Annotated in this window: 9 protein-coding genes; 5 read left to right on the top strand and 4 right to left on the bottom strand. The window is 47.7% G+C overall.

The window, feature by feature from the left end; genetic code table 11:
- Positions 1-197 precede the first annotated feature (197 nt).
- On the bottom strand, positions 198-1742 hold the full coding sequence (locus EXU57_RS15205; RefSeq protein WP_133269085.1) for a PQQ-dependent sugar dehydrogenase: 1545 nt from the start codon (positions 1740-1742) through the stop codon (positions 198-200).
- Positions 1743-1753: 11 nt separating this feature from the next.
- The gene (gene treS / locus EXU57_RS15200) at positions 1754-5068 is read right to left on the bottom strand and encodes a maltose alpha-D-glucosyltransferase (RefSeq protein WP_133269084.1); all 3315 of its coding nucleotides are present in this window, start codon (positions 5066-5068) and stop codon (positions 1754-1756) included.
- A gap of 177 nt (positions 5069-5245) precedes the next feature.
- Between treS and EXU57_RS25900 the strand changes: the two genes are divergently transcribed.
- Positions 5246-5410 carry a hypothetical protein gene (locus EXU57_RS25900; RefSeq protein ID WP_133269189.1) on the top strand — a complete coding sequence of 55 codons (165 nt, stop codon included), beginning with the start codon at positions 5246-5248 and terminating at the stop codon, positions 5408-5410.
- A 668-nt stretch (positions 5411-6078) separates the two neighbouring features.
- Here EXU57_RS25900 and EXU57_RS25155 read toward each other — a convergent pair.
- Together EXU57_RS25155 and EXU57_RS15180 are read right to left on the bottom strand one after the other, a co-directional pair.
- Positions 6079-6285: a hypothetical protein gene (locus tag EXU57_RS25155; RefSeq protein ID WP_165958160.1), complete on the bottom strand. Its 207-nt coding sequence runs from the start codon at positions 6283-6285 to the stop codon at positions 6079-6081.
- 614 nt (positions 6286-6899) lie between these two features.
- Positions 6900-8291, bottom strand: coding sequence for an aminopeptidase P family protein (locus EXU57_RS15180; protein WP_133269082.1), 1392 nt, complete (start codon positions 8289-8291; stop codon positions 6900-6902).
- Between the two features lie 360 nt (positions 8292-8651).
- Here EXU57_RS15180 and EXU57_RS15175 point away from each other — a divergent pair, with 360 nt between their 5' ends.
- The 4 genes from EXU57_RS15175 to EXU57_RS15160 all read left to right on the top strand — a co-directional run bounded on the left by EXU57_RS15175 (position 8652) and on the right by EXU57_RS15160 (position 13791).
- Positions 8652-9596: a dihydrodipicolinate synthase family protein gene (locus EXU57_RS15175; protein WP_133269081.1), complete on the top strand. Its 945-nt coding sequence runs from the start codon at positions 8652-8654 to the stop codon at positions 9594-9596.
- Positions 9580-11175, top strand: coding sequence for an aldehyde dehydrogenase (NADP(+)) (locus EXU57_RS15170; RefSeq protein ID WP_133269080.1), 1596 nt, complete (start codon positions 9580-9582; stop codon positions 11173-11175). Before EXU57_RS15175 ends, EXU57_RS15170 begins: the two co-directional genes overlap by 17 nt.
- A 344-nt stretch (positions 11176-11519) precedes the next feature.
- Positions 11520-12521, top strand: coding sequence for a 4-hydroxyproline epimerase (locus tag EXU57_RS15165; protein WP_133269079.1), 1002 nt, complete (start codon positions 11520-11522; stop codon positions 12519-12521).
- A 25-nt stretch (positions 12522-12546) separates the two neighbouring features.
- On the top strand, positions 12547-13791 hold the full coding sequence (locus EXU57_RS15160) for an NAD(P)/FAD-dependent oxidoreductase (RefSeq protein ID WP_133269078.1): 1245 nt from the start codon (positions 12547-12549) through the stop codon (positions 13789-13791).
- The last annotated feature ends 10 nt before the right edge of the window (positions 13792-13801 follow it).

Genomic DNA, 13801 nt, shown 5'->3' with positions numbered 1-13801 from the left:
GCAGGTATTGGCACTCCGCCAGGTGCTCCCAATGTCGAATAAATTTCGGCCTGGATGCAATTGCAGAATAGGGCTATACGGTACAAGTGAGTGACACAACCGGAGCCGCAACAGAGTTCCTATGCCGGCTCCATAAAAATTCCCCGTCTTACCTCGTCGTTCATTATCCCTGGCGATTGCTTCAACCGATTGCCAGGCTACTGCTTACCACCTGGCTCATACGTAAAAGCAACGATGCATCCCCGGCAAAAACTTTTTTTCGATTTGCCTTCCGTTGGTCCGGACGACTTGCTGGAACTGTCGACAGAAAGGTAAATATTCCGACCATCGGGTGAGATGGCGAGATCCCGGTAACGCGCAACATCTTTAAAGTAATTAATGGTATCTCCCATAATACCGTCGTTTGCAGCATTGAGCTGCAGGCGTACCAGTTGACCCGTTTTAAGTGCAGGGATCAACAACGAATTTTTCCAACCCGGGATGGCGGAAGACGTATAAACATCTATACTGCTTGGTGCCTCTGAGATCCACTCGGCACGATCGCCTTCCAAAGTTTTGTTGAGTATGTTTTGTAGTTCGCTATGGGGTGTTGGATAAAGGCTTTTAACCGGGTTGCGGTAGCTGGCTCCAATTGCCGAAGCATTGGCCTGCTCGCTCGTAATCAGGGGATAGGTCGTATGCCAAATGCCCGGTAACTCTTTATGATCGGATGCCCCTGCCGCAAGGCCGTTGTAATTACCATCGCTCAAGCCTTCGATTAGCGGGTGCCCGTAATTTGATGCACGCTCAATGATGTTTACTTCGTCATCGGAATATGGTCCATGTTCAGTTGAATAGATCTTTCCCAAGGCAAAAGCAAGACCCTGCGGGTTGCGGTGCCCTGTTGTCCAGACTGCATTTTGCACCCGGGCGTTAAAGGGATTGTCGTTTGGTATCCATTTGTCGTAAGGGTTGGGATCAGCATCGGGTTCGGCATTAAACCGTAGAATTTTGCCTTCGTATGAGCCGGTATTTTGGGCGTGATTGGTTCGGCCGCCATTGTCGAACTGGCCAGCACCCATCTCACCAATAGCATAAAAAAGGTAAGGCTTATCATCCACAGTTGCCATCAACAAACGCCCGCCATTGTGATCGCTGCTGGCAGGTAAGGTGTCGGAGATTATCTCGGGTTGTACCAGGCTGTCCAGTTTTGAATCGTACGTATAACGAACAATGCGGGCCTTATAAAAACAGCCGCCAAACAAGTCTTCACAACCGTTTCCCTCTTTAGCTGCGCCAGCAAAATGATGCACGTATGCGAGGTACACATAAGGTTTTCCGGCAAGTAGCTGCGCGTGCAAAGCAAGCCCCATTAATCCGCCTTGTGGCCAGGGCTTGCCGTCTTTCCCATCTTTTGCCTTGTCGTACCGGTCAAAATTTTTCAAGCCGTTGAGATCGAGCAGTACCTTCTTCGAGCCGTCTATCGGATTGATTTTGCTAACCCGGTAACCTTTGGCTTCAGTTACCCACAAGTGATTATCCGGGCCATAAGTAATTTCCCAAGGATCGCTCAATTGGTTGGCAACTACCCGCCGGGTGAAAATCTCTCCTTTCGGTCCTGTAATGGTTTCCGGCGCTTTGTCGTTTCCACAGCCCATGATGAGTAAAGCCAAAACCAGGTATCCTGTCTTCATAAAAAACTGGTATTTAAAGTGCAGTTCAAAGCTCGATCGTTCAAGACTCTTGCAAGCGTGTGCAGCCATTGCTGCTGTTGTCAACCGCGCTTTTCACCAATAATGGACTTTATAATTCTTAAGGGTACGATTATATGTTCTGCATCACTTTTCATTTCGTCGTTAAGGTTCCAAAGGGCTTTTTCCAACATGTAGGTATCCAACATCATCTTGAGTTCGGCCTTGTCAGCAGGGATAAACGCTTTGCCCTGTACTTCTTCCAGGTAGGCATGCATAAAAAAGCCAACCATATAATGTGCCCACAACCTGGCCATAGGCAACAATGCCGTTAAACCTTCATCCTGCACATGTGTTGTTTTCAGGAAGGCTTCGTAGGCAACCTTCCGGAGCGAATATACCATGCCTGCAACATCGCGTAGGGGCGAGCGTTTTAAACGCCTCTCACTAAAGCTTCGTTTGGGGTCGCCGCCAAAATCGTTGATTACGATGTTTTTGCCCGTAAATATCACCTGGCTTAGGTTTAAGTTGCCATGTATCCGGATCTTCACGACGTCAAGTTTTTTAGCATAGATCCGTTTCAGGGTTTCTAAAACATCCTGCCGTCTGCCGAGTATCTCCTGAAGGTCCTCCCTGGCGTTTTCCGGCGTGTTATCAACATGCCTGTTCTCATAGGTTTCCCGCACCAGTGACTGCATTGACGAAAACAGGGATCTTTGGTAATGCAGGCTAAAGTCTTCAGCCGCAAACTCTTTTAAAGAAGTTCCTGAAGCAAGAGCAAGGTGCATCTGTGCAGTCCTTGTTCCGATAAGTTTCACCTGCTCGCTTGCATTCGCCCCCAAAAGCTCCTGCAGTTCAACCGGAAGCTGGTCATATGGTAATGGATCGGTTAAGGTGCCTAACGAGGGCAGTGACTCAAGTGTTTGTTTGTCGGCTGAAAGAATGCGTTCGATATAGTTATCGATACGGGTGAGCATAAAGCTGTAGCCGTCGCCATGATTTTCCACCAGCACCTGTAGCATTCCCAACGCTATGGTGTCGCGCTGAAATCTCCAGGTAATTGCCCCGGCATACTCAGGTACCGCTTCAAACTTCACTTGCTCCGACAAGTACTGGCTGATCTCAAGATCGGGGTTGGTGGTAGGATCAATTTTGCGGTACATCTTAAGCACGTAACCGTTATCGTAGCTGATGGAGGTAATGCCGGAACCTGGAATTACTTTGGATTTCACTTCCCCGGGTAGTTGCAGCCCCTTGTTGAGTTCCGGGTTGCCTTTGAACTCGATTTCACTGTTGCTTATCCGGATGTTATTGCTCTCGGCCATTCTTTGCAACAACGCTTGTTGAAAGCCTGGCGTAAACAGTGCATCAGCCAGTACCCCCTGCTCCTCACCAACGGTGATACGCGCAATGATCGACTGCGGACAATTGGCCCGAAGGTTTTCAACAAGGCTTTCTTTGATGAAGGTCAACGGCAGCTGATAAGACTCGGGTAAGCCACTTTCGTATTGCACTTCGATCAGGAGCAATAAACAATATTGATTGTCGTACGGAATAACCGCATGGTTTGTAACAGCGATACTGTTGATGCTTTTTTCTTTTGCCACAAACCAATCGGTTCTCAACAGGTAATCACTTAATACTTTGTCCTGCAAACGTTCAAGTAGTCGTGTATCTGCCGTTGCACCCCATGCATTGGTAGTAACTGCCGGCAGGACCACTTCCTGTGCCAGTTGGGTTTGCGAGATATGGAGCTCAAACCATTCGTACGCGTGAGCGCCAAGCGTAAACAGGTAAGGGCTATCTTCTTTAATAATGGGGAACTTGTTTTTGCTGAAAACTTCGGTTGGTATATAACCTTTGAATGCAGCAAGGTTTACCTCAGCCGCCTGTGAATATTTGGAAAGGTTTACAATCACCAGGATAGTTTCGTTGTCGTATGTTCTTGTAAACGCAAGCACTTTTGGATTATCAACCGGTATGAACTTCATGTCGCCACGACCAAAAGCTTTGAAACGTTTACGCATGCTGATCATGCGCTTCATGAACCAGAACAGCGACGATGTATTTGAACGTTGCATTTCAACATTCACCGACTCATAATTGTACTCGGGATCAAGAATGACGGGCAGGTAAAGTTTCTGGGGGTTCGAAGCCGAAAAGCCCGCGTTCCTGTCGGGTGACCATTGCATTGGTGTACGCACCCCATCGCGGTCGCCAAGGTAAAAGTTATCGCCCATGCCGATTTCATCGCCATAATAAATTACCGGGGTGCCAGGCATAGAAAAGAGAAGACAATTCATGAGCTCTATTCTCCGGCGGTTATTTCCCATCAACGGGGCAAGCCGGTGGCGGATACCAAGGTTAATCTTTGCCTTTGGATCCTTTGCATAAACTTTATACATGTAATCCCGCTCTTCGTCTGTAACCATTTCCAACGTCAACTCGTCGTGGTTACGCAAGAACATTGCCCACTGGCAATTTTCAGGTATTTCAGGTGTTTGGTCGAATATATCGGTGATAGGGTAGCGGTCTTCCATTTGCAGCGCCATAAACATGCGTGGCATAACCGGGAAATGGTAATTCATATGGCATTCATCACCATCCCCAAAATAAGAAGCCGAGTCTTCGGGCCACATATTTGCTTCGGCAAGGAACACGGTGCCGGGAAACTTTTCATCAATGTGCGACCTGAGCTTTTTTAAAAAAGCGTGTGTTTCAGGGAGGTTTTCACCGTTGGTGCCTTCGCGTTCATACAGGTACGGAACAGCGTCGAGCCGAAAACCATCAACCCCCATTTCGCACCAGTAATCCAACACCTTAATAACTTCTTCCTGGACGAGCAGGTTATCGTAGTTTAAGTCGGGCTGGTGGTGAAAAAAGCGGTGCCAGTAATATTGTTGGGCAACAGGGTCCCAGGTCCAGTTGCTTGCTTCATAGTCGGTAAAAATTATGCGAACATCTTTCCATTGATTAGGATTGTCTGTCCAAACGTAGAAGTCCCGTTCCGGTGATCCTTTTGGCGCGAGGCGTGCGCGCTGAAACCATGGGTGCTGATCAGAGGTGTGGTTAATCACCAATTCTGTAATCACCTTGAGGTTCCTTTTATGCGCTTCATTCATAAAAGTTTTGAACTGGCTGATGGTTCCATACCTCGGGTTGATGCTCAGGTAATCGGAAATATCGTAACCATCGTCCTTGAGTGGAGAAGGATAAAAGGGTAATACCCAGATTGCAGTTACGCCAAGGTCCTGCAGGTAATCCAGCTTTGTCATCAGCCCCTCAAAGTCGCCAATGCCATCGCTGTTGCCGTCGCAAAACGCTTTTATGTGTAGTTCGTATATGATTGCATCCTTATACCAATGCAGGTTGTCGTCGAGCTTCGTTTTCATTTCCATAAGCGTTAGATTATACTAAGACTGTATCGATGCATAATTTGCGTGCCATGCGTTCAGATGGTTAAACAGCCATTAGTCTTTAAGATCCGGATCGCACGGTTGACAATGACTAGTTGATCGTTCAGTGCCAACTTACCAACGGCCCTTATTAAAACACAACCCACTTAGTTTGTTGCTATTGGTAGCTCAACTGGTGGCTTTAGTGCAATCGCCCGGCTGGTACATGAACCCGACGATCACCTGGGTGCCGCGGTTGGAATGTTGATGCATTTGTCGCATGCTAACCTTGATGAATTCCTGGTACGGCTACACCACTGCCATATTGCGCAGTCAAGTGGCTGATAATGGTAAGGCCCTTAAAAGGGTTGTATCTACATTGCACAGCCTCGCAAACACCTGTCGATAAGGCACGGCCATTTTAGAATTCGCAGCGCGCCGGAGGAAAGCAATTTTCGTCCGTCAACAAATGTATTTTTTTGATTTGCGCAGCAGGATACGATAGCCGGGCAATCGGTGTGATACTAACCGGGCTCGTTCATGATGGCACCGCTGGCATAGAAGGATAAAGCGGCCTGGGGGTACTCTAAATGTGCCGGATCCTGATGCAGCTGAGTACGCCGAAATGGATTATGCGGTCCTCAATAACATGGAGGTGGAACGTTGCATGCTGTTCCGTTATTGTTGAAGCAATTGCCGATATAGTCAAGCAAGTGAATATGGATGCCTGCATTGTGGTACCAGGCCGTTGTTATGGATGTCCATCAGGATGATAGAGTAGCGCAAACACTTGCTTGTAAATAAACACGGAAGCGTTTAGTCGCACGGGAATGCCGCAATAAACGCGTGGCTTCGGGCAAAAATGATGATCTACAGGTGCACCCCCAACTAGCTAAAATGTTACTGGTAGTTCTTGTAACCCGCCACCAATAACCACCATCCTTATTGAAAATTCACGAGGGAATTGGGAGGATGCGTTGTTGTATATAGAATAGCAATAGATAGTTAGAGGACTATTTAACACCGGTTGTTAAATGTGCGTTATGGTAAGGGGGTCGCGGGGTAAGTAAAGAACGACTTATAATGAGCCTGATTTTTAGCCGGATGGTTTTAAGTATTGCAAAGGGAGCATCGGATTGAAGTCCAACCACGTATTCGTTCTGAAGCTTCTTCAGTTCGGTGGCAACTTCGGGATCTATATTCGTAGGTAGTTGATACATAGAATATTATTTGCATATAAAGATAGAAATTATCCTGTCAATTCCTAGTGTTTCGCCAACTATATTTCCGTATCAATGATCTTTTCAGCTGATTAACGATCACCCGGAAAAAATGGGCTTCACACCTCAGCTTATACCCTTGAGTTGGTATGCTGCTGTTACTTGTTGAACGTCAACTATGGTAATTCAAAATTGTTTGGTTAAGCCCTGGAAACAGCAATTTGGTGAATAATGAATCAATGTCGTTTACTTCGGGTCAGTGGCAGAAATTGGTCAATAAAGGGAGGGGGTACAAGGGAGTGACACCCCCGTCCGAACCGGTTCATCCGGGCGGGCGTCCGAACGGCCAGCCCGAAAGAATTCATTCTGGCGGGAGTTCATCCGGCGGGCAACGATGGCAAATTGAATTCCCACTGCTGGTCACCAAAGATTTCTCTTAATCAAACAACATTGAATTAGGAATGCCATACAGAGCGTGACGTTGGAGATAGAATTCCCTTAGCTGGTTTCAATAACTTGCTTAAGGAAACGCCATGCCAGGTAATTAATCGTGCAATCATCAGGGCTAAGTCCAGGGGGCTAAAGCTTCTTTCTAATCCTGAGTCGCACTTTCGTTATCCCGCTTGTCGGGTACTTTCTACTTCCTGCACCGTTATAGCAAGTGGTTTCCCCAGCAACCTCGCCCCGGTTTCGGTAACAAGGAAATCCTCCTCAATCCGCGTACCGCCCGCATCCATAAAGGCCAGCGCCTTATCGTAGTTGATGAAGTTGTCATGCTTTTTCCCGGCTGCCCACATTTCGGTTAATACAGGAATGAAATAAAGTCCGGGCTCTACGGTTACAACAAAACCTGGTTCAAGTGCCCTGCCCAGGCGAAGCGATTTAAGCCCGAATTCCGTGCTCTTGTTAAGTTGATCGGTATAGCCAACATATTGCTCGCCCAGGTTTTCCATATCATGTATATCGAGGCCCATCATATGTCCGAGCCCACATTGAAAAAACAAGGTGTGCGCACCTGCAGCTACCGCTTCCTTCGGATCGCCTTTCATAATGCCCAATGCAATCAGTCCTTCAGTTAGCTTTTCACAGGCAAGGTGATGTACATCAAGAAAGAGCTTACCGGGCTTCAAGGCCGCAGCAGCCGATTGTTGTGCATTCAATACGATTTCATATAACTCGCGCTCCCTGTTGGTAAATGTTTTATCTACAGGAAAGGTGCGCGTAAGGTCGCCGCCATAATGACTCGCGGTTTCGGCACCACAATCGCAAAGCACGGTTGCACCAGAAGGAATAACATTGTCGCCATAATGATTATGCAATACCTCGCCATGGGTCGTCAAAATGGTTGGGAACGAAAGGTTGCCGCCACCGGCAATGGCGATCGCCTGCAATTTACCTGCAAGTTCAGCCTCCGTTTGACCGGCCCGGCACTGTTGCATCGCTGCCAGTTGCATATCGGCAGTAACATCAATTGCACGTTCGATTTCCCGGATTTCCAGCGCTGACTTGATCGATCTTAAACCGACAACCGTTCTAATAAGCTGCTCAGAAGTTGCCGTTGCTATTGCTGCCGCAGGCCGGTTGAGCCAGGCGCTGATCTGCAGGTAGTGTTCACCACGGTAGGGGGGCAAGTAGTGAACGACGCGCTGTTTCGATAATATGTTCGACAGGTAGTGTGCTATCTGAGCTGCCGGCAGCACTTTACTTATTCCGGCGTTGGCTGCAAGTTCAGCTACCGATGTTGGTCGCCCGATCCAGATGATTTCGTCAATCGTTGCCTCATCCCCGAAAAGAACCTCCTCGTCATTATCAATATCAACAACAAAATGAACATTCGGCTTGTCGATACCTACAAAATATAAAAAGCTGCTATCCTGTCTGAATGGATAAACATTATCCTTATAGTTCATGCTACTTTCTTCATTTCCTAACAGCAGGATAACACCGCTGCCAACTCCGGCCTTTAGTGCTGATCTCCTTTGCAGGTAAGTCTCTTTGTCGAACATGGTTGGGATAATTAATCAGTAATAGGATCATGGGTGTTCCAGTGAAATGCACCGGCTGGGGAAAAGACGTTCAAATATAATAACTCGTTTGAATTCTAAATCGTTGATATTCTTCACACTGTCAGGATCAAAGGTGGATTGCAGCTAGTTAAAGCGCTGCAATCGCCAACAAATTAGGCTCTTTAAAAGGGTAAATGCACATTATGACTACCTTTATCCCGATTCATGCAGGTTTACTTCCCCCGTAGAGGGTTAATTTCGAAAGGGGTTAAAATCTGTAAACAATCAATTAATTGCGGAATACTTAACCAGGTGATGCAAAACTAAATTTGACTTATTAATTTAATAAAATAATGTATCATGAGCATAGTTCACTGGAAAGGCGTTTATCCTGCAGTTTTGACTCCCTTCAAAAAAGATGACTCCGTAGATTTTCAAACCTTTGAAACAAACCTGCGTGCCCAGATGGATGCGGGTGTTGACGGGATCATCTTAGGTGGGTCCCTTGGTGAAGCAAGTACGTTACTCAACAGTGAAAAGAAAGACCTCTTGATCTTTTCAAAAGAAGTTGCGGGCGATAAGATACCCGTGATCTGCAACATTGCAGAGCAATCCACCCGGGAAGCAATTGCAGTTGCTAATGAGTCGGAGCGCCATGGTGCAGATGGACTAATGCTGTTACCACCGATGCGTTATAATGCCGACGACCGCGAGACGGCAGAATACTTCCGCACGGTAGCCAACAATACTTCTCTCCCCATCATGATCTACAACAACCCTGTTGACTACAAGATCATGGTTACCCTCAAAATGTTCGATGAGCTCGCGTTGATTCCGAACATCCAGGCGGTAAAAGAGTCTACAAGAGACATCACGAATATTACCCGTATGTTTAACCGCTTTGGCGATCGTTTTCGCATACTCGGCGGGGTAGATACGCTTGCATACGAGAGCCTTTGCGCCGGCGCAGACGGACTGGTAGCGGGGCTTGTTGATGCATTCCCAAGAGAAACTGTTGCGATTTACCGTTTGGTAAAAGCCGGTTACTACCAGGAGGCGCTTAAAATTTATCGTTGGTTCCTTCCCGTTTGCGAACTCGATATTCATCCTAAGCTTGTGCAGTACATCAAATTGGCTGCAACACAAACAGGTATTGGTACAGAACACGTACGTGCGCCAAGGCTTGCCGTAGAGGGAGCAGAAAGAGCGCAGGTACTGGCAATTATAAATGAGGCAATTGAAACAAGACCAGAATTGCCCGATTATTTAAACTTACAACCAGCAGAGAATGTTCAATGGGCATAGTCATGTAGGCTTTTCAACCAGGGCCGGCAGCGACAAAAAAGTAAAAGTATTTAGTACCGCTAAGCAGGAATACCTGCCCGAAGAATTCGGTGTCGTATCTAAAGAAGATATGGAGGAGGCCCTGTGGAAAGCAACAGCCGCTTTTGAAACATATAAAAAAACAACTCCCGAACAACGGGCGGCATTTCTTGAGAATATCGCCGAAGAAATCATCAATATCGGCGATCCCCTTATTCAAAGGGCCATGCTCGAAACCGGCTTGCCCGAGGCAAGGTTAACCGGTGAAAGAGGGCGAACCGTAAATCAACTTAAACTTTTCGCTTCACTACTGCGCGAAGGTTCATGGGTTGAAGCCGTCATCGATCCGGCATTGCCCGATCGCAAACCATTACCCCGCCCCGACCTGCGCAAAATGCTTGTTCCGGTGGGACCAGTGGTGGTATTTGGTGCAAGCAATTTTCCCTTTGCATTTTCCACAGCAGGTGGCGATACTGCTTCGGCGCTTGCCTCCGGTTGTACGGTAGTTATTAAGGCACATAATGCACACCTTGGCACCAACGAACTTGTAGCAAATGCGATCATTAAAGCTGCACAAAACTCGGGTATGCCCGACGGCGTATTTTCTTCGCTGATCGGCGAAGGCGCTTCTCTTGGGCAGGCATTGGCAAAACATCCTGCGGTAAAAGCAATTGGTTTTACCGGTTCTTACCGCGCGGGTATGGCCCTATATAAAACGGCGGTAAACGATCGCCAGGTGCCTATTCCGGTTTATGCCGAAATGAGCAGCATCAACCCTGTGCTAGTTCTGCCAGGTAAGCTCGAAGCAGATATGGATAAATCAGCCTCATTGCTTGCAGGTTCTATAACCCTTGGTGTGGGCCAGTTTTGTACCAACCCCGGTCTATTGTTTGTGCTGGAGTGCGATACTACTGAAGAGTTCATCGGCAAGCTTTCAACACAGCTGCAGGCAATCCCGGCTGCAACAATGCTTAACCAGAGCATCTGCAAAAGTTATTATACCGGCAGGGAGAAGATAACAACTGAAAAAGGGGTTAAGGCCATCCACCTGGGCGAGGATGAATGCAGTGCATATAAAGGAAGCGTAGCTTTATTCGAGGTAAACGCAACCGATTTTGTATCCAATCCCAACCTGCAGGACGAAATGTTCGGACCTGCCTCGATGATCATCCGCTGTGCTACCGCCGACCAGTTAAAACAGGCGCTTCATGCATTACACGGTCAGCTAACCGGTACGATCTTCGGTACTGAAGCCGACATCGCCCACTACGAAGAATGTATCGATGTTATGACCGACAAAGTCGGCAGGCTCATCTATAATAGTGTTCCTACCGGTGTTGAAGTAAGTCATGCAATGGTACATGGCGGACCTTTCCCTGCAACAACTGATGGTCGTACCACATCCGTTGGTGCGGAGGCCATCAAACGTTTCGTAAGACCGGTTTGTTACCAGGATTGCCCCGAAGCTAACCTGCCCGATGCACTAAAAGACTCAAATCCATTAGGGCTCATGCGTAAACTCGACGGGCGTTATACCTCCGATCCGGTTACGAAGCAGTAACTGGCGATATACTTGACGAGGTCCGGGTTTTTTTGGACCCGGCAGCAGGTCGCGATGTAGCTTTTCTTGCCCGCCCGGATGATGGGCGGACGGGCGTCGCACTCTTGTACGGCATCACCGTATGCAACAACTTAGTACTCCTGTACAAGTCATAGCTATAGGTAAAACCGCTGCACCACCGTCCTGGTCGAACCTAACCAACATACAATTTCCCGTTCCGCTGTTCCAGCGGAACGGGTATATTATAATTCCTTTCATACGCATTCCATCGCTTGCTCCATTTCTGCTTTTCAGCAGACCGGACCAAACACTATTCTACATTCCATAACCGACAGACAAAATCAATGGCTGCAAAGAAATTCTTTTGTGTAGATGCGCATACCTGTGGCAACCCGGTAAGGCTTGTCGCTGGTGGCGGACCTTTCCTCGAGGGCAACTCCATTATGGAAAAACGCCTTCACTTCCTGCGTGAGTTCGACTGGATACGAAAAGGTCTTATGTTTGAACCCCGGGGTCACGACATGATGAGTGGCAGCATTCTGTACCCACCACACGATCCACAAAACGATGTGAGTGTATTGTTTATCGAAACCAGTGGCTGCTTACCCATGTGCGGCCATGGTACCATTGGCACCATCACCATTGCCATCGAAGAAGGACTGATCACCCCGAAAGTTCCGGGAAAGCTCCGCATGGAAGCGCCGGCCGGGCTCGTACTAATTGATTATAAACAGGAAGGTAAAAAAGTCACCTCCGTAAAGCTTACCAATGTAAAGTCGTTTCTCGCAGCTGAAAGCCTCGAAGTTGAGTGCCCCGACCTGGGCACGCTTACCGTTGATGTGGCATACGGCGGAAACTTCTACGCCATCGTTGATCCGCAACCCAACTTCCCTGGTCTGCAACATTATAAGGCTGACCAGCTCATCGCCTGGAGCCGGGTTTGCCGCGAAAGACTAAATGAAAAATATACGTTTGTTCACCCCGAGAGTGAACACATAAAGGGTTTGAGTCACCTGCTTTGGACCGGTGCTACAATCGATCCAAAAGCAACTGCCCGCAATGCCGTTTTCTATGGCGACAAAGCCATCGACCGCTCCCCGTGTGGAACAGGCACTTCAGCGCGTATGGCACAATGGTATGCTAAAGGCAAACTGAAGCATGGTGATGAATTTATTCACGAAAGTATCATCGGTTCACAATTCATAGGCAGAATAGAAGAAGAGACAACAATAGCTGGTAAGCCCGCCATCGTACCCAGTATAGAAGGCTGGGCAAAAATTACCGGATATAACACAATTATCATCGACGACGACGATCCGTATGCACACGGGTTCCAGGTGATCTAATCTATAAAAGAAAGGAAGCGCAAGCATGAAAGCAGTAGTGATTGGTGGCGGCATAATTGGCCTTAGTTCGGCGTATTACCTGCAGAAAAGCGGGTGGGATGTCACCGTGCTCGATAAAACCGATATGACCGATAGTTGTTCGTATGGCAACCTCGGGATGATCGTTCCCAGCCACTTTATTCCGTTGGCCGCACCGGGCATGCTTAGCCAGGGCATTCGTTGGATGTTTAACAACAGGAGCCCGTTTTATGTAAAACCTTCCCTTAATCCCGACCTGATTGGTTGGGGTTTAAAGTTCATGAAAAGTGCAACACCCCAGCACCTGGAACGTTCGGGTTTGCCGTTGCTTAACCTGAACCTTTACAGCAAAAAGCTGTACGAAACTCTCCAGCACGAACCCGGCTTCGACTTCGGTTACGAAAACAAGGGTATCCTGATGTATTTCAAAACCGAAAAGTTTGCCGAAGAAGAAATACACCTGGGCGAAAAGGCAAGAAGCATGGGTATCGATGTAGAACCGTTAACGAAAGCGCAGGTGCAATTGCTTGAGCCGGAAACAGAACTCGATATACTTGGTGCAGTGCACTATAAGTGCGATTCGCACCTGTACCCCAATAAGCTGGTTCCCCAACTGATCAGCCACCTGCGCAGTGCAGGTGTAAAAATGCACGGGCACAGCGAAGTAAAAAGCCTTGATGTAGTAAATGGCCGGGTAAAAAAAGTAATTACGGCCGACAATGAATTTGAGGGCGATGTGGTGGTTATGGCAGCAGGTTCGTGGCTGTCGCAGCTTGCAAAAATGGCCAGCTTCAAGCTGCCACTAATGCCCGGTAAGGGATACTCTTTTACATATAGAAAGCCGGAGAAGAAATTAAATGTGCCTGCCATTCTTTGTGAAGCCCGTGTTGCAATAACGCAGATGAATGGTTATATGCGCTATGGTGGTACAATGGAAATTGGCCCGGTAAACAATAAGATCAACATGAACCGGGTGCAGGGTATTGTTGAGTCGGTGCCGAAATACTTTCCCGGTATACAATTGGGTATGCCCGCAGAAAAAGACATCTGGTATGGCTTCCGGCCATGTTCCCCCGATGGCTTACCCTACCTTGGAAGGTCATCGAAAGTCAAAAATGTTTTGGTTGCCGGTGGTCATGCTATGAGTGGAATTAGCCTTGGCCCTGCAAGCGGTAAAGTGATGGCAGATCTTGCCAACGACCAGAAACCCGAAGTTGATATCAGCATATTCGATCCGCAGCGTTTTTCATAGGACTATACTG

The organism is Segetibacter sp. 3557_3, from assembly GCF_004354985.1.
In the GTDB taxonomy this organism is placed as follows: domain Bacteria; phylum Bacteroidota; class Bacteroidia; order Chitinophagales; family Chitinophagaceae; genus Segetibacter.
This window is presented reverse-complemented; position numbering and strand designations above follow the sequence as displayed.